The organism is Williamsia herbipolensis (assembly GCF_000964005.1).
In the GTDB taxonomy this organism is placed as follows: Bacteria; Actinomycetota; Actinomycetes; order Mycobacteriales; family Mycobacteriaceae; genus Williamsia_A; species Williamsia_A herbipolensis.
In genome coordinates this window covers 17,544-33,465 of sequence record NZ_JXYP01000023.1, presented here as the reverse complement: position 1 = coordinate 33,465, position 15,922 = coordinate 17,544, and the positions used below count along the sequence as shown (strand labels likewise).

Sequence of the window (15,922 nt, the reverse complement as noted above, 5' to 3'; positions counted from 1 at the left end):
ACGCCATTGTTATTTTTCTGCTCGCGCATCGGCGCCAACGGGGACGTCGACACTCGAGATCGGAAACACAGCATGAAGATTCGCAGGTACCTCACCAGCGCAATGGTCGCGGCGGTGGCAGCATCGGTGCTGTCGAGTGTCGGCGTGACGGCGGCGCAGGCCGACGTCGGCGACGACTACCCGGTCGGCCTCGCGTTCGACGCCGAGACGGTGTCGGTCATCTCCAAGACCGGCCAGCCGATCACGTTCGGGAAGACGACGCTGTCGAGCCGCACCGATCTCACCAACCTGGTGGGGACGCTGAACCTGCCACAGACCACCGCTGCCTTGAAGCTCGGTCCGTTGACCCTCGCGACGTTCACCATCTCCATCGTGGAGCCGACCAAGGTCACCGGCACCATCGCCCAGGGCGAGGTCGACGGCCGGACCACACTCGATCTGAAAGTCGCGCAGTCGTTCAAGATCCGTCTCGACAAGGTTGCCCCGCTGGGCATCGGTTCACTGGGTTCGTCGGATCTGACGTTGGTCCCGGCCGGCGGCAACTGCGCGACGCAGACCACGACAGCGAACCTGACCGGGTCGATCGACGCCGCGAAGCTGTTCCAGGACAACACCGCTGACACCCACGTCAAGGGCAGCTACACGATCCCGGAGTTCCAGGGCGATTGTGGTCTGTTCGCGCCGATCATCAACGCGCTGATCGCCGGACCGAACAACACGCTCGACGTGCACCTGACCAACCCGGTGTTCGACTTCGGCTCGACGTCGCGTGCCGCCGCCGTGCAGAAGGTGCTCGCCGACTAGCTCCGTGCCGTCGTCGCGGTGTGGGTCACCCGGTGTAGCGCCACGTCGGAGAGCCCACCCGCGGCGATGGTCGCGGTCATGAAGGTGCAGAACGGCTGCCGTCGCCGGTCGGTGGGCGAACCGGGGTTCAGCAGGCGGAGTCCGTTGTCGGCGAGGGTGTCCCAGGGGATGTGGCTGTGCCCGAAGACGAGTACGTCGGTGTCGGGATAGGCCGCCGCCATGCGCCTTTCGCGACCGGTCGCAGCACCCGTCTCGTGCGTCACGGTGAACCGCAGACCACCGAGCGTCACGTCGGCACGTTCGGGGATCCGGGCACGCAGTTCGGGGCCGTCGTTGTTACCCCAGCACGCGACGAGGCGCGCAGAGCGTGACTCGAACAGGTCGAGGGTGGCCCCGTCGACCCAGTCGCCGGCGTGGAACACCACGTCGGCCGCGTCCATCGCCTCGAGGAGTGCAGACGGTAACCGCTTGGCGCGCTTGGGTAGATGGGTGTCGGCGGTGAGCACCAGAGCGATGGGCCCCGCGGCCGATGTCGGCGACATCGCTCAGCCGGGGAACGGCCCGGCGCGGCCGAGCAGCGCGGTCACCGGTGACTCCAGCTCGGCGCTGATCCACGTCGCGGTGTCGACCACCTTGGTGCCGTCGATCCCCGTGGTCACCCCCGACCGCTCCAGTTGGTAGCGGAGATCCTCGGTCGCGATGTTGCCGGTGGCGGCGGGGGCGAACGGACATCCACCGAACCCGCCGATGCTCGAATCGAGGGCACAGTCACCGAGGTCGAGTGCGGTGAGGGCGTTCGCGTATCCGGTGTTGCGGGTGTTGTGGAAGTGCCAGCGGTGGGCGACACCCGGCGCGACACGGGCGAGCCCGGCCCCGAGTTCACGCACCTGTGCGGGCACACCCACCCCGATGGTGTCGGCGATCGCGATCTCGTCGGGGCATGATTGCGCCACGCGGTCCATGATCTCGATGACGCGTGAGGCGGGTACCTCGCCGCTGAACGGGCAGCCGAACGACACGGCCAGGGTGGCGGTGGTGAACACGCCTGCAGCGCGGGACCTCTCGGCGATCCGCTCCCAGCGGGCGAGGCCCTCGGCGACGTCGCAGCCCTGGTTGCGGAGGCTGAACTCGTCGGAGCAGACGACCACGACGTTGACCTCGTCGACGCCGGCGGCCAGCGCGCGGTCGAGCCCGCGTTCGTTGAGGACCAGCCCGATGTAGTTCACGTCGTCGAGCCGGGGGAGCGCGGCCATGACCTCCTCGGCCCCTGCCATCTGCGGTACACGCGCAGGGTTGACGAAGCTGACGGTCTCGATGCGCTTCAGCCCCGCTGAGACCGCCCGACGGATGAACTCGACGCGCGTGTCCACCGACAGCGCCTTGCGTTCGTTCTGGAGTCCGTCACGGGGACCCACTTCCACCACATGCGTGCCGGCACCCGTCGCTGTCGTCATGGCTTCATCATCACCCTTCCGGCCGGATGGGGACAAAAACATCGCCCGTCCGGTGCACTCCGGCTCGCGATGACCGCAAGGGTTCGATCTCGTCGGTAACGTTCTGCGGGCTCGCGACGAGATAGGTGCGACGCGTTCTCTATCTCGAAGGACACCACGCATGGCTTGGATCCCCACCGACCACTTCCCGACGCCCGACTCCTCGGGCGCCGCGACGCGACCGGCATGGCTGCGACCAGCGGTGCTTCGCCCGGTGGCCATCGTCCTCGCGGTGTGTGTCGTCCTGTTCGCGCTCGCCACACTGCTGGTCAGCAACAACAAGGCGGGCGCGCTCATCGGACACCCGGAGAAGCTGCGCCCCGGCTGCACGTGGGATTCGTCGGGCAACTACGTCCAGAACTGCAAGGTGTGGTCGCCGTCGAACAACCGGTGGGTCATCGTGCAGATCCGCGCCTCGAACACCAGCACCCAGGGCGTCTACCTGCTCGACGGTATGCGCGCCCGCGACGACCGTTCGGCCTGGACCACCGACGTGCAGGCTGCCAAGGTCTACGACGGCAAGTCCGACACCACGCTGGTGATGCCGGTCGGTGGCGCGTCATCGTTCTACACCGACTGGAACGGTGGCGCCGGCGCCGCGAACACCCCGATCAAGCAGGAGACCTTCCTGACCTCGGAGCTGCCCGATTACCTCAACCGTGAGTTCGGTGTCGCCAAGAGCGGGAACGCGATCGTCGGTCTGTCGATGTCGGCCGGTCCCGCGGTGACGTTGGCCGAGAAGCATCCCGAGCAGTTCAAGGTCGTGCAGGCCATGTCGGGGTACTACCAGACCAACAACCCGCTGGGCGCGCTCGGTGTCTTCGCGACACAGACGATGGTGTCGAACTACACCAACGGCATCATCAACATGTGGGGTGCGCCGGGCAGCGCGCAGTGGCAGCAGAACGACGCCTCGCAGAACCTCGCCAAGCTCAAGGAGAACGGTCAGGTCCTCATCGTCTCCTCGGGGAACGCGTTCCTGTCGCCGCAGGAGATGGCCAAGATGAAGCCGCAGGATCAGATCAGCGCCATCCTGCTCGAGGCGCTCTCGGCGGTTTCGACGATCCTGTTCCAACTGCAGGCCGCGCAGGCCGGCGTCTCCGTCATCACCATCCCGAACTACGGCGGACACGACTGGGACAACTGGAACCGTGCCCTGCAGGCAGGCAAGACCAGCGTCATCGAGGGGATGAAGGCCGCGCCGCCGGTCACGAACAAGACCACGGTGCTCGCCGCCGCGCGTATCGCCTCGGCGCCGTCGTCGGCGTCCTCCTCCTCGGCGGCGTCGTCCGCGCCGTCGAGCAGTGCGTCGGCCGCCCCGTCGGCGAGTTCGTCATCCTCGCCCGCCTCGTCGTCTGCGTCATCGTCGGCCACGTCGTCGTCGGCACCGTCGTCAGAGGCCTCGGTCAGCACCACCCCGTCGGCGGCCCCGGCATCGACGAACGCCTCGACCCCGGCCTCGGCCGCGGCGAGCACGCCGGTGTGCACCTCGGTCGACCCGTCGGCGAACCCCGCTGCGAGCACGTCCGCGGCGCCGACCTGCGCGCCGGTCAACTGACGCGTCGAGGTCAGGCCGGCCCGGTGCGGAACACCGCGTCGGGACGGTCGGCGACGGCGGCATCGAGCCGGTAGGTCATCTCGTCGGACATGGTCGGTAGATCGTCGAGCGGGAACCACCCGCAGTCGGTGTTCTCGTCGTCGCTGACCGTCGGTTCGCCCGACACCCACCGCATCCGGAACGTCAGATCGAGGTACTGCGACACGTCGCCGTTGGGATAGGTCACCGGCTTCGTCACGTGCGTCGAGGCCAACCGCTCGGGTTCCACCACGCACCCGGCCTCCTCGAGCACCTCGCGCACCGCCGCGACGGCCGGTTCCTCGCCGGGGTCGATGATGCCGGTGACCGGGGTCCAGGCCCCGTTGTCGCTGCGCTTGACCAGCAGGACGTGCCCGTCTCGGAGGACGACCGCGGTCACCCCGGACAACCACAGGGGTGCATGACCGATCCGTTCACGGAGATCGAGGATGAAATCGGGAGTGGGCATGGCGCCGACTGTATTCGGCCGCGCCCGACATGACCGTTCACGTGCGGTCCCGGCCCTCGATTGGGCACGTAAACCCGCCAGTTGGGCACGTAACCCCGCCACTTGGGCACCTGAACCCGCCGGTTGGGCACGTCAATGCCCCGGTTGGACACCCGACGGCACGTCGGTCCCGGTGGATCGGCTGCCTCGGTGATCTCGTGCCCAGCTGTGGTCGTTACGTGCCCAGCTGTGGTCGTTACGTGCCCAACTGCGGTCGTTACGTGCCCAACTGGGGTCTGCTGTGAGCGAAACCGCGACGAGGTGACATGTAAGTGTGTAATCATGTAATCACTCAACGAAGGAGTGGAGACATGAAGGAACACAATCGCAGCGGTCGTCGTGGCGGATGGCAACAGGCCGAACTGCCCGATGCGAGCGACGCATCGGCATGGTTCGTCGGGCGTCTGCCCGACGAATGGTTCGACGGCGCGCCCGAGGTCGTCGTCGATCGTGACGAGATCACCGTCGTCGGCACGCTGACGGCGCCGAGCGGTGACGGGGGCAGCGCGGTCGCAGAAGGGCGTGCCTCCCGGTTCCGCGAGGACACCCGTGAGCAGCGGATGACCATCGCCGACGAAGCTCAGGCCCGGTATGCCCGGAAGGTGTCGTGGGGCGTGCGGGTCGGCGAGCAGCGAATCCTGTTCACCCATCTGGCCGTTCCGGTGATGACGCGGTTGCGTCAGTCCGAGCGGCAGGTCCTCGACACCCTCGTCGATGCCGGCGTGGCGCGGTCGCGTGCCGACGCGGTGGTGTGGTCGGTGAAGCTCGTCGGTGAGCACACCGAGGCCTGGCTCGCCGAACTGCGGGAGGCGATGGACTCCGTGGACACCCTTCGCGCCAAGGGTCCCCAGCTCTGAATCAGCGCCGGGCCAGCAGGCGTTGCAGTGCCGGACCGTACATCGACACCACCTGTGCCGGAGTGAGGTCGACGATGCTGGGGACGCGCAGCACATAGCGCATCATCGCCATACCGATGAGGGTCGAGGCGATCACCTCGACCGATACGTCGCTGTCGGCGCCCGCCGCGTCGACAGCCGGCCGCACCTGCGCGGCGAAGATGGTCTGCATCTGTTCGGCCGCAGCCGGTTCCGTGGCCGCTGACGCCAGCAGGAGTTGCAGGGACTCGCCGTGCGGGCCCTCCCAGCGGTCCAGGAACGTCTCGACGATCACCGCGCCGAGGCGGCGCCGGTGGACCTCGGTGAAGTCGGGCAGGTGGAGGTCGACCGACGTCGCCGCCTCGTAGAGACCGCGCTTGCTGCCGAAGTAGCGCATCACAAGCGCGGGATCCACGCCGGCGTCGCCCGCGACCGCCCGCACGGTCGTCGCGGCGAATCCCTCGGAGGCGAATCGACGCCGAGCCGCCGACATGAGTGCGGCGCGTGTGCGCTCGGCGTTGCGGGCGGTGTCGCCGCGAGTGGTCGGATCGGGCATGGGAAGAAGTGTATGTCAACGACCGTTGACTCCGGCGGTGGGCCGGAGGTAAAGTCAACGCATGTTGACTTCTATGCGGTCGTCGGTTCTGGTGGTCGGAGCGGGCCCGACCGGCCTGACCGCGGCAACGGCTCTGGCGGCACGCGGTGTGACCGTCCGGATCGTCGACGCCGCGAGCGAGGGGGCCAACACCTCCCGCGCCGCGGTGGTGCACCCTCGGACCCTCGAGGTGCTCGAGGCGGTGGACGTGACGCGTCGGATCCTCGCACGCGCCGTACGCGTGCCCCGCTTCGACATCCGTGACGGGTCGAACTCGATTGCGCAGCTCGATTTCTCGACGCTGCGCACCGACTACCCGTTCACCGCGATGATCTCTCAGGCCGACACCGAGGCGATCCTGCGCGACCGGCTCGCCGAGAGCGGTGTCGCGGTCGAGTGGAACACCCGACTCGACGATCTCGACGCCGACGGGCACGCCCGCCTGCGCGATCCCGCGGGTGTGTCGCGGACGACGCGGTTCGACGCGGTGATCGGTGCCGACGGAATGCGCAGCGCGGTGCGCGACGCCGTCGCGATCGGCTTCCCCGGATCGGGGTACGAGCAGTCGTTCGTCCTCGCCGACGTGTCGATGGCGTGGCCGGTTCCCCGCGACACCGTGTCGTTGACCTTCGCACCCGAGGGTCTCGCGGTCGTCGCGCCACTGCCCGACAACCGCTTTCGCGTCGTCGCGACGGCCGATGATCCGTCCGAGCACCCCACCGGCGCCGACATCGAATCGTTGCTGCGCGCTCGCGCGGGCGCCGCGGAGGTCGGGGACGTCGCCTGGAGCGGGCGGTTCCGGGTCCACCACCGTCTGGCCGAGAGCTACCGTCGTGGCGTGGTCTTCCTGGCCGGCGACGCCGCACACGTCCACTCGCCGGCAGGCGGGCAGGGGATGAACACCGGGATCCAGGACGCGCTGGTGCTCGCCGAGATCCTCACCACGGGAGTCGATCCGGACTCCTACGAACACCGTCGTCGCCCGGTCGCCCGCCGCGTGTTGCGACTCACCGACCGGATGACCCGCGCGGCGACCGTCGACGTGACCGGTGCCCGGGCCGTCCGCAACACCGTCATCCGCGCCGGCCTGAGCGTCCCACCCATCCGACACCGCATCGCGATGGAGATCTCGGAGCTCGCCTATCGTTGACCGCGTCGCACCCGAGTGTCGTCCGAAGGGGAGAGTCGTGATCGAGACCTGGCGTCTGTGGACCGGCGAAGACGGTGACTCGCACACCGAACGCGGGGTCATCGACCTCCACCCGGAGCACCTCACCAGCAGCACGGCGTCGGCGACGAGTGTGCACTTCGCCGAGACCGCTCCCGGGGCCGACCTCGGGTGGCACCCGGCGCCGCGACGCCAGCTCGTCATCACGCTCAGCGGCGTGCTGCACTTCCGGACCCGCGACGACGAGGGCTTCACGCTCCGCCCGGGGGTGGTGCTGCTGGCCGAGGACACCACCGGCACGGGTCACGTGTGGCATCTCGACCCCGACACCGCGTGGCGCCGCGCCTACGTCGTGCTCGCCGACGACACCGATGTGGGGTTCCGGGCCGACGCCTGAGATCGCAGGCGCACCCGGCGGGGACGTCCGAGGGGAGATCCCTCACAGGCGGAATGATCGTCGCTCCGGCCGTCGTTGATCTCTCCCGTGACCACCCCCGCGCTGTTCGAGCCCCTCACCCTGCGATCGCTGACCGTCCCCAACCGTGTCTGGCTGTCGCCGATGTGCCAGTACAGCTGCTTCGCTCGCGACGGCGTGCCCACCGACTGGCATCTCGTGCATCTCGGATCGCACGCCATCGGTGGCTTCGGACTGATCATGACCGAGGCGGCCGCGGTGACCGCCGACGGGCGTATCAGCCCCGAGGACGCGGGTCTGTGGAACGACGAGCAGGCCACCGCGTGGCGTCGAGTCACCGATTTCGTGCACGCCCAGGACTCGCTCATCGGTGTCCAGCTCGCGCACGCGGGCCGCAAGGCCTCGACCTACTCGCCGTTCGCCGATGGCGAGGGTTCGGTTCCGGAGTCCGAGGGTGGTTGGGAGGCGGTGGCACCGTCGGCCGTCGCCTTCGACGGGTACGCCACCCCGAGGGCGCTCACCGACGACGAGATCGGGGAGGTGGTGACGGCATTCGGTGACGCGGCCCGGAGGGCGTCGTCGGCCGGCTTCGACACCGTCGAGATCCACGCCGCCCACGGCTACCTGATCCACGAGTTCCTCTCGCCGCAGTCGAATCATCGTGACGACGCCTACGGCGGCGACGTCGCCGGCCGCACCCGACTCGCGATCGAGATCGCCGACGCCGTGCGCGCCGCGGTCGGTGACGCGGTGCCCGTGCTGTTCCGCATCTCCGCGACCGACTGGACCGATGGTGGCTGGAGCGCCGAGGATTCGGTGACGCTCGCCCGGATGCTGCGTGAGCACGGCGTCGACCTCGTCGACGCCTCGACCGGCGGCAACGTGATCGCCGACATCCCGGTCGGGCCGGGCTACCAGGTCGAGTTCGCCGCCCGGATCCGCAGTGGGGCCCAGATCGCGACCGCCGCCGTCGGGATGATCACCGACCCGCAGCAGGCCGAGACGATCCTGGCCACCGGACAGGCCGACGCGGTGTTCCTCGCCCGTGGTGCACTCCGTGACCCGGCCTGGCCGCTGCGCGCCGCCCACGAACTCGGCATCGGACACCACGACGCGCCGTACCGGCCGCAGTACCAGCGGGGCGCCTGGCGCGACTGACCGTGTCGTGTCGGGCCGGGGCCCGGTCAGGCCGGTCGGTGGATGAGCAGCGGGAGGACCGCCGCGGCGCCGGCGTCACGCAGGTGCGCGCCCGCCACGGTGATGGGCCACCCCGACCGTGAAGAATCGACCACGAGCAGAACAGTTCTGCCCGCCACGTCGGGGGCCGGTTGCATCGCCGCCCGCCAGTGGGCGGCCTCGTCGGCGCCGGACGCGTCACGACCCGGATCGCCCGAGGTGTCGATCGGTTGCGTCGCGCGGTCCAACGAACCGACCGACGCGAGGTGGTCGGCCACGTGGTCGGCGATCGACCGTCCCGATCCGCCGGTGGTGAGGGACACCGCGATCTCGGGCCGCTGCACCCAGGTGGTGCGCCACGCCGACAGAGCCGCCACGGCCGCCGCGGAGATCTCCCCGAGGGCATCGGCGTCACCGCGGCGCGCCGCGGTCAGGGTGTCGGTCCACTCCGGTGCATCCGCGTGGACCAGGACCTTCCCCGGTTCGGTCGCGAGATGGCCGGGAATGCGTCCCTTGGCGCCGAAAGCACCGCCCGGCCACATCTTCCGCGGGTCGAGATCGTGGGCACCCGAGCGCAGGGTGGCCGACACCGCGCGCACCGTCTCGGGATCGGCGGCCGCCGTGAGGCCCTCGGACAGGGCTCCGCGACACACCGAGCACCGGCCGCAGGCGGCGACATCCGGATCGTCGAGGGATTCCACGAGCAGCGCCATCAGGCAGCGTTCGCCGCGGGTGTAGGCGCGCATGATGTCGGCCTCGCGACGGCGTGTGTCGATGATCCCGTCGTAGTGCTCGGCGTCGTAGGACCACGGCGTGCCCGTCGATCGCCACCCGCCGTCGACGCGGTCGACGGCGCCGTCGACCGCGAGCTGCTTGAGCATCAACTCCACACGCGTACGCCGGATCCCGGTCGAGGCCTCGATCGCGATCGCCGACGGCGCCTCGTCGGAGCGGTCGAGTTCGTCGAGCACCGCCGCCATCTGCTTCGGGTCGGGGATCGTCGCGGTCGCGAAGTGGTCCCAGATTCCGGCGTCGGCCCCGGACGGCAGCAGCGCCACCACGGCGTCGTCGATGGCGCGCCCGGCACGACCGACCTGCTGGTAGTACGACACCGGCGACGGAGGTGAACCGACGTGCACCACGAACCCGAGATCGGGCTTGTCGTAGCCCATCCCGAGGGCCGACGTCGCGACCAACGCCTTGAGGTCGTTGTCCCGCAGACCGTCCTCGAGGACGTGCCGACGATCGGCATCGAGCTGCCCGGTGTAGGCGGCGACACCGATCCCCTCACCGTGCACCGCGACGATCGCGTCGACGAGCCGCTGCGCGTCGGCGACGGTGAGCACGTAGACGATGCCCGATCCGGGCAGCCGGTCGATGTGGTCGACCACCCAGCCGTAACGCTCGATCGGCGTCATCGCGTCGAGAACGTTGAGCTGCAACGAGCGTCGCGCCAGGGGGCCGCGCAGCACCAGGGTGGCCGAACCGAGCTGACCGGCGACGTCGTCGGTGACGCGGGCGTTGGCGGTGGCCGTGGTCGCCAGGACCGGCATCGCGGGATTCACCGTCTTGAGGACATCGGCGACGCGGCGGTAGTCGGGACGGAAATCATGGCCCCAGTCGGAGATGGCGTGCGCCTCGTCGATCACCAGCAGGCCGAGGGTGTCGGCGACGGCGTCGAGGACCCGACGACCGAAGCCGGGGTTGGCGAGGCGTTCGGGCGACACCAACAACACGTCGAGCGCACCGCTGCGGAGATCGTCCTCGATGGCCGACCAGTCACCGATGTTGGCGGAGTTGACCGTTGCCGCCCGCAGGCCCGCCCGGTGGGCCGCGGCGACCTGGTCGCGCATCAGGGACAGCAGGGGCGAGACGATGAGGGTCGGACCGGCACCCTCGGAGCGCAGGATGGCCGTCGCCGCCCAGTACACCGCCGACTTGCCCCAGCCCGTGGCCTGCACCACAAGCACCCGCGACCCCGGTGTCGTGAGCGCCGAGACCGCGGTCAACTGGTCCTCGCGCAGGGTGGCGCCCGGCCCGGCCAGGGCCTCGATGACGGTGGTGGCGGTGGCGGCGCGTGCCGTGGTCCAGGTGTTCGCTTCGGTGTCCATCGTCTTCCGACGCTACCGGCGACGCACGACACCGACGGTGCCGGCGCCGGGGTCACCATGTTCTCTGTCCACAGGTGGACGTCGCGATGCGAGACTGGGCGCATGACGGATCGGTGGGCGCTGGCGATCGACATCGGCGGGACCAAGGTGGAGGGTGCGCTGGTCGACGATCGTGGCGCCGTGCTCGGTGCGACGCGATGCCGGGCGGGTACCGGCGGAGAACGCTCGGCGGCCGAGCTCGATACGTCGGTGCTCCAGGTCGTCGACGGTGCCCTCGATCGCGCGGCGGCCGCAGGCGTCGCCGACGGCTCGATCGTCGGGGTCGGGGTCGGTGTCGCCGGGCCGATCGACGAGCGGGCGGGAACGGTGAGCCCGATCAATCTCCCTGCCTGGCACGAGCATCCGCTATGCGCGGTGATCGCCGCACGCGTGGCCGAACGTCTACCCGGTGTTCCGCTGGAGTTCCACCGCGACGGCGTGGCGATCGCGCTCGCCGCGCACTGGACCGGTGCGGCGCACGGTGTGGCCAACATGATCGGGATGGTCATCTCGACCGGTATCGGCGGCGGCATCATCCTCGACGGCCGGGTCGTCACGGGCAACGCCGGGCACATCGGTCAGATCGAGGTGTCCGGTGCGACAGGGGAGTTGAGCCTGGGGAGTCGGACGACGTTGGAATCGGTCGCCTCGGGGCCGCACACCGTGGCGTGGGCTCGCGGCCAGGGGTGGCCGGGGACCACCGGTGAGGAGTTGGCAGCCGCGTTCGCCGCGGGCGACGACGTCGCGGTGCGCGCCGTGGAACGGTTGGCGGCGCTGGTGGGCCAGGGCGTCTGCAGTGCCGCGGCGCTGCTCGACATCGAGGTCGTCGCGATCGGGGGCGGGTTCTCGCGGGTGGCGCCGGATCTCATCGACCGGATCGGGGCGCACGTCGCGCGACACCCGTTGGACTACGTGTCACGGGTCCGGGTGATCGAGGCCGGCCTGGGGGACGAGGCGCCGCTCGCCGGCGCCGCGGCCTTCGTCCACCTGGCCGATCGGCTGCCCGCGGCGCGGTGAGCACCCCGAACAGCAATCAGCCCCGTCCACCGATCGAGATCGGTTCGGGACGGGGCTGACTGGGAGAGATCAGGTGGAGATCAGAGCGCGGTGACGCCGACGGCCTGCGGGCCCTTGTTGCCCTGCTCGGTCTCGAAGCTCACGCGATCGTTCTCGTTGAGGCTGCGGAATCCGCCGCCCTGGATCTCGCTGTAGTGGACGAAGACATCCTTGCCGCCGTCGTCGGGGGTGATGAAGCCGAAGCCCTTGTCAGCGTTGAACCACTTGACAGTTCCCTGAGTCATGGGAGATTTCCTTTGTTTCCAGTGTGCGAGAAGGCGCAGCTCACGCCATCTCGGGTTACAACTACGGGTGCGGAAGGAAATCTTGCGAATGTCCCGACGCCCTCGCGTGTAAATTCTTGCGAGCGACTATCGAACACAAAAACTTGTACCGACGACAAGTCAACAGGTAACGCGGGGTCGTGTCAACCCGATGTGCCCGCGCGTCGCGGAATCATCGACACCCGATCGGTGTCACCTCCCGATGACCCGGTCGGCGATGTCATGGAGCACCTCGAGCGAGCCGTCGTAGGGCGCGGTGTCCCGCGGCCAGTGGCAGATCACGTCGCTGAAGCCCAGTTCCCCTGCCCGCCCGGCCATCTCGATGTAGAGCTCGGTGCTCGACAGGGAGACGGCGGGTGACGTGTCGATGCTCAGGTAGGTCGGGAACGACGCTCGGTCGCGACCGGCCCGCTCCAGGGACGCCTCGAGATGCCCCACCGAGGTCGCGACGCCGGCGAACCACGCCTCGATGTCGTCGGCCTTCGGTCCGGTGGTGATCCAGCCGTCGCCCGTGCGTGCCGCGTAGTCGATCGATCGGGGGCCGTTGCCCGCCAACAGGAACGGGTTGCGAGGTCGGATCGGCTCGTCGCGCAGTCGCATGTCGGTGGTCGAGAACCACCGTCCGTTCGTGGTGACGTGGTCGGTCGACAGCACCCGGTCGAGGAGATCGGTGAACTCCTGGAGGCGGTCGACGCGATCGCGCGGACTGGGGGCCGGGCCGCCGAGGAGGGTGGAGTCGGGGTCGCCACCGGCACCGAGTCCGAGCAGGAGTCGATCGTCGGAGATGTCGGCCAGCGCCTGCAGGTCGCGCGCGAACGGCGCGGGGTGCCGGTAGTTGGGCGACGCGACGAACACCCCGAGCCCGATGCGCGAGGTCGCCGTCGCGGCGGCGGTGAGGGTGGGGATCGCCCCGAACCACCGCGATTCGGGGAGACCGCCCCACACGACGTGGTCGTAGGTCCACGCGTGATCGAACCCGAGTTCCTCGGCCTCGACCCACAGTGGACGGGCCTCGCGCCAGGGGTGTTCGGGCAGGATGGCGATTCCGTGGCGCATGGGTCCCGACGCTACCGCCCGGCCGGCACGGGGTGTGCGGATGATTAGGCCCATCGTGAGTCCAGCTCTTCCCGCGCCCGCGCGCCCGGAGTTGAGTGGCCGCGTGACCAGCTCTCTCGCCTCCAGCGCGACCACCACGTCCGACGCCGATCTCGACGCACGCTTCGCACCCGTCTTCGCCCGCATCGCGGAGGGTGCACTCGAGCGCGAGGTGGATCGCCGCCTCGCCTTCGACGAGGCGGGATGGCTGAAGGAGGCGGGATTCGGGGCGCTGCGTGTGCCGGTCGAGTTCGGCGGCTCGGGCGCGACGGTTCGTCAGCTGTTCCGGTTGCTCATCGATCTCGCGGCCGCGGAATCGAACCTGCCGCAGGCCCTTCGGGTGCACTGGAGCTTCGTAGAGGACCAGCGGCTCTCGACCGACTCCGAGGCGCGCGAACGCTGGCTGCGGGCGGTGGCCGACGGTCGACTCGTCGGCAACGCCATCACCGAGCCCGGTGTCGGGGCCGTCGACCGGTACCGCACCACCGTGCGCCGTGATGGTGACGGGCTGGTGGTCAACGGGACGAAGTACTACAGCACCGGCAGCCTCTACGCCGACCACATCCTCGTCGCCGCCGACCTCGACGGCGAGCGGGTGTCGGTGCTCGTCGACGGTGACGCCGACGGCGTGAGCCAGCACGACGACTGGGACGGCTTCGGCCAGCGCCTGACCGCCAGCGGCACAACCGAGTTCACCGACGTCCGCGTCGGGGAGGATCGCCTCCTAGGCGCCGGCTACGGCCAGGCGGGCCGCACCTACGGCACCTCGTACCTGCAGTTGGTGCAGCTCGCGGTGCTCGCCGGCATCGCCCGCCGCGCCACCGACGACGCGATCGACTGGGTGCGGTCGCGTACCCGCAGCTACACCCACGCCGCCGCCGACCTGCCCCGCGAGGATCCGTTGGTCCAGCAGGTGGTCGGCCGCCTGTCCAGTGCCGCCTTCGCCGCGCGCGCCACGGTGCTCGCCGTCGCCGACACCCTCGACGCCGCGCTCGACGACGCGCAGGCCCGCGGGCAGTTCGACGACGCCCTCCTCGACGCGGCCGAACTCGCGTCGTCGCAGGCGCAGGCCACCGTCATCCCACAGGTCCTCGAGGCCACCACGCAGCTGTTCGAGGTGGGCGGCGCCTCGATCGTGTCCGAGCGGCTGCGTCTCGATCGACACTGGCGCAACGCGCGGACCATCGCCACCCACAACCCGCTCATCTACAAGCTGCAGGCGGTCGGGGCGTTCGAGCTCAACGGCGACGACCTGCCGTACGCGTGGAGTGCCGGCAAGCGTCCCACCAGCTGATCGGTTCACCGCGCTGCTAGCGTGCGGCGCGTGGAGTTGATGACCGCGACCGACGCCCAGGCGTACTGGATGTCGGCCACGATCCCCAGCGACCAGTTCCTGCTCTACTGTTTCGACCGCGGTGTGGGACCCGGCGACTCGATCGACGAGATCGGGTCGGCGCTCCTCGGTCGGGCGGCCGGCATCGACGATCTGATGCTGCGGATCGTCGAGGTCCCGCACGGTCTCGACTTCCCGTACTGGGTGCACGCGCCGGTGTCGACGCGGCAGCTGCGACGGCATCGGGCCCAGGGATGGGACGACTGTCTGCGCATCCTCGGCGCCGAGATGGCTGACCAGATCGACCTCACCGACCACGGCTGGCGGGTACATCTGTTCGATCCGATCTCCGATGCCCCCGGGGTGCACGGCGCCACGGTCGTCGCGGTGCTGCAGATCGCGCACGCCCTGGCCGACGGCCTCCTCGCCTCCGACATCGCCCGGCGACTGTTCGGCCCCGACCCCCTCGTGTCCGACTCCCACTGCTCCGTCGCGGACATCGGGACCTTCTCGCCCACGAGGGCGGTCGCCCGCGCGGTGGCCTCGATGCCGGTACGTGCCGGGCGTCTGGCGGTGTCCGCCGTCGGCGCCCACCGCGCGCATCGACGGCGCGAGCACGACATCGCCGAGGGGCGGGTGTCGGCCGCCCCCGCCGGCGGGCCGCTGGTCGCCGTCAACACCCGACCCGACCACCGCCGTGAGCTGCGCACGGTCCACACCGACCGCGACGCGCTGCGGGCGATCGGTGGATCGGTGACCCGCGGTGCCCTGGTGGTGATCTCCGAAGCCCTGGCCGAGCACCTCGACGTCGACCCGTCGGTCGGCTTGCGCGCGGAGATCACCGTCGCGAAACCCGGTGTCCGGTCGGCGCGCAACCACTTCCGCAATGCGGGAATCGACCTGTGGATCACCGAGCCCGACCGTGCCGTTCGTGCGCGACGCATCGGCGACGAGATCGACGCGGCGGTCCTGCGCGCCGCCCACCCCGCCACCGTGGCCGAGTCGAGAGCCATGGCGTCGGTACCGGCGGCACTGATCCGCTGGGGTGTGGCGGGTTTCGACGCCGACGTCGTCCCCGACACGATGACCGGCAATGTCGTGGTGTCCAGCGTGAACCGCGGACCCGCCGACCTCGTTCTCGGCGGTGGGCGCGTGGCGTTCACGACGGGTTTCCCGGCGCTGTCGCCGATGCAGACGCTGACGCACGGCGTCCACGGCATCGGTGACCGCGTGGTCATCTCGATCTGTTCGTCACCGACCGGTCTCGCCGACGTCGACGCCTACCGAGACCGTCTGGCCGCGCGACTGAACACCTAGACCACGTCGGTCAGATCACCGTCGGCCGTGCCGGATCCGGCGTCGGCCCCGGGGACGGCGGAGCAGGGGGAGTGGGC

Annotated in this window: 16 protein-coding genes; 9 read left to right on the top strand and 7 right to left on the bottom strand. The window is 69.9% G+C overall.

Annotated features, from left to right (window positions below):
• Positions 1-72 precede the first annotated feature (72 nt).
• Positions 73-804: a hypothetical protein gene (locus TU34_RS13870; RefSeq protein ID WP_045823496.1), complete on the top strand. Its 732-nt coding sequence runs from the start codon at positions 73-75 to the stop codon at positions 802-804.
• Here TU34_RS13870 and TU34_RS13865 read toward each other — a convergent pair.
• Together TU34_RS13865 and TU34_RS13860 are read right to left on the bottom strand one after the other, a co-directional pair.
• A complete protein-coding gene (locus TU34_RS13865) occupies positions 801-1,319 on the bottom strand; it encodes a metallophosphoesterase family protein (protein ID WP_045823580.1) in 519 nt (172 codons plus the stop codon). The two genes, TU34_RS13870 and TU34_RS13865, sit on opposite strands and share 4 nt — an antisense overlap.
• Before the next feature lie 30 nt (positions 1,320-1,349).
• Positions 1,350-2,258: a hydroxymethylglutaryl-CoA lyase gene (locus tag TU34_RS13860; RefSeq protein WP_045823495.1), complete on the bottom strand. Its 909-nt coding sequence runs from the start codon at positions 2,256-2,258 to the stop codon at positions 1,350-1,352.
• 160 nt (positions 2,259-2,418) lie between these two features.
• Here TU34_RS13860 and TU34_RS13855 point away from each other — a divergent pair, with 160 nt between their 5' ends.
• On the top strand, positions 2,419-3,855 hold the full coding sequence (locus TU34_RS13855) for an alpha/beta hydrolase (RefSeq protein ID WP_045823494.1): 1,437 nt from the start codon (positions 2,419-2,421) through the stop codon (positions 3,853-3,855).
• Between the two features lie 10 nt (positions 3,856-3,865).
• Here the strand turns inward: TU34_RS13855 and TU34_RS13850 are convergent, their stop codons facing one another.
• Positions 3,866-4,342: an NUDIX hydrolase gene (locus TU34_RS13850; RefSeq protein ID WP_045823493.1), complete on the bottom strand. Its 477-nt coding sequence runs from the start codon at positions 4,340-4,342 to the stop codon at positions 3,866-3,868.
• Between the two features lie 350 nt (positions 4,343-4,692).
• Here TU34_RS13850 and TU34_RS13845 point away from each other — a divergent pair, with 350 nt between their 5' ends.
• The gene (locus TU34_RS13845; protein WP_045823492.1) at positions 4,693-5,238 is read left to right on the top strand and encodes a hypothetical protein; all 546 of its coding nucleotides are present in this window, start codon (positions 4,693-4,695) and stop codon (positions 5,236-5,238) included.
• Position 5,239: 1 nt separating this feature from the next.
• Here the strand turns inward: TU34_RS13845 and TU34_RS13840 are convergent, their stop codons facing one another.
• Positions 5,240-5,812 (bottom strand): TetR/AcrR family transcriptional regulator, encoded by a 573-nt coding sequence (locus TU34_RS13840; protein ID WP_045823491.1) that lies wholly within the window; start codon positions 5,810-5,812, stop codon positions 5,240-5,242.
• 61 nt (positions 5,813-5,873) lie between these two features.
• Here TU34_RS13840 and TU34_RS13835 point away from each other — a divergent pair, with 61 nt between their 5' ends.
• The 3 genes from TU34_RS13835 to TU34_RS13825 all read left to right on the top strand — a co-directional run bounded on the left by TU34_RS13835 (position 5,874) and on the right by TU34_RS13825 (position 8,592).
• Entirely contained in the window at positions 5,874-7,001 is a 1,128-nt protein-coding gene (locus tag TU34_RS13835) for an FAD-dependent oxidoreductase (protein WP_045823490.1), read from the top strand.
• A 37-nt stretch (positions 7,002-7,038) separates the two neighbouring features.
• Positions 7,039-7,416 (top strand): cupin domain-containing protein, encoded by a 378-nt coding sequence (locus TU34_RS13830; RefSeq protein WP_045823489.1) that lies wholly within the window; start codon positions 7,039-7,041, stop codon positions 7,414-7,416.
• Between the two features lie 87 nt (positions 7,417-7,503).
• Positions 7,504-8,592 (top strand): NADH:flavin oxidoreductase/NADH oxidase, encoded by a 1,089-nt coding sequence (locus TU34_RS13825; RefSeq protein ID WP_045823488.1) that lies wholly within the window; start codon positions 7,504-7,506, stop codon positions 8,590-8,592.
• 26 nt (positions 8,593-8,618) lie between these two features.
• Here the strand turns inward: TU34_RS13825 and TU34_RS13820 are convergent, their stop codons facing one another.
• Entirely contained in the window at positions 8,619-10,721 is a 2,103-nt protein-coding gene (locus TU34_RS13820) for a RecQ family ATP-dependent DNA helicase (protein ID WP_045823487.1), read from the bottom strand.
• Positions 10,722-10,823: 102 nt separating this feature from the next.
• Between TU34_RS13820 and TU34_RS13815 the strand changes: the two genes are divergently transcribed.
• Positions 10,824-11,777, top strand: coding sequence for an ROK family protein (locus TU34_RS13815; RefSeq protein ID WP_045823486.1), 954 nt, complete (start codon positions 10,824-10,826; stop codon positions 11,775-11,777).
• Between the two features lie 80 nt (positions 11,778-11,857).
• On the opposite strand, the gene TU34_RS13810 is transcribed toward TU34_RS13815, so the two are convergent.
• The gene (locus tag TU34_RS13810) at positions 11,858-12,061 is read right to left on the bottom strand and encodes a cold-shock protein (RefSeq protein WP_045823485.1); all 204 of its coding nucleotides are present in this window, start codon (positions 12,059-12,061) and stop codon (positions 11,858-11,860) included.
• Positions 12,062-12,292: 231 nt separating this feature from the next.
• Positions 12,293-13,156: an LLM class flavin-dependent oxidoreductase gene (locus tag TU34_RS13805; protein WP_045823484.1), complete on the bottom strand. Its 864-nt coding sequence runs from the start codon at positions 13,154-13,156 to the stop codon at positions 12,293-12,295.
• A gap of 103 nt (positions 13,157-13,259) precedes the next feature.
• On the opposite strand from TU34_RS13805, the gene TU34_RS13800 reads away from it, so the two are divergent.
• Positions 13,260-14,489 carry an acyl-CoA dehydrogenase family protein gene (locus TU34_RS13800; RefSeq protein ID WP_238981309.1) on the top strand — a complete coding sequence of 410 codons (1,230 nt, stop codon included), beginning with the start codon at positions 13,260-13,262 and terminating at the stop codon, positions 14,487-14,489.
• Positions 14,490-14,519: 30 nt separating this feature from the next.
• Positions 14,520-15,845 (top strand): WS/DGAT/MGAT family O-acyltransferase, encoded by a 1,326-nt coding sequence (locus TU34_RS13795; protein ID WP_082080287.1) that lies wholly within the window; start codon positions 14,520-14,522, stop codon positions 15,843-15,845.
• Positions 15,846-15,922: the final 77 nt, after the last annotated feature.

Coding starts and splice junctions, on each gene's coding strand:
- TU34_RS13850 (WP_045823493.1), bottom strand. CDS start 4,342: ATGCCCACTCCCGATTTCATCCTCGATCTCCGTGAACGGATCGGTCAT.
- TU34_RS13810 (WP_045823485.1), bottom strand. CDS start 12,061: ATGACTCAGGGAACTGTCAAGTGGTTCAACGCTGACAAGGGCTTCGGC.
- TU34_RS13860 (WP_045823495.1), bottom strand. CDS start 2,258: ATGACGACAGCGACGGGTGCCGGCACGCATGTGGTGGAAGTGGGTCCC.
- TU34_RS13855 (WP_045823494.1), top strand. CDS start 2,419: ATGGCTTGGATCCCCACCGACCACTTCCCGACGCCCGACTCCTCGGGC.
- TU34_RS13845 (WP_045823492.1), top strand. CDS start 4,693: ATGAAGGAACACAATCGCAGCGGTCGTCGTGGCGGATGGCAACAGGCC.
- TU34_RS13840 (WP_045823491.1), bottom strand. CDS start 5,812: ATGCCCGATCCGACCACTCGCGGCGACACCGCCCGCAACGCCGAGCGC.
- TU34_RS13870 (WP_045823496.1), top strand. CDS start 73: ATGAAGATTCGCAGGTACCTCACCAGCGCAATGGTCGCGGCGGTGGCA.
- TU34_RS13805 (WP_045823484.1), bottom strand. CDS start 13,156: ATGCGCCACGGAATCGCCATCCTGCCCGAACACCCCTGGCGCGAGGCC.
- TU34_RS13815 (WP_045823486.1), top strand. CDS start 10,824: ATGACGGATCGGTGGGCGCTGGCGATCGACATCGGCGGGACCAAGGTG.
- TU34_RS13835 (WP_045823490.1), top strand. CDS start 5,874: ATGTTGACTTCTATGCGGTCGTCGGTTCTGGTGGTCGGAGCGGGCCCG.
- TU34_RS13820 (WP_045823487.1), bottom strand. CDS start 10,721: ATGGACACCGAAGCGAACACCTGGACCACGGCACGCGCCGCCACCGCC.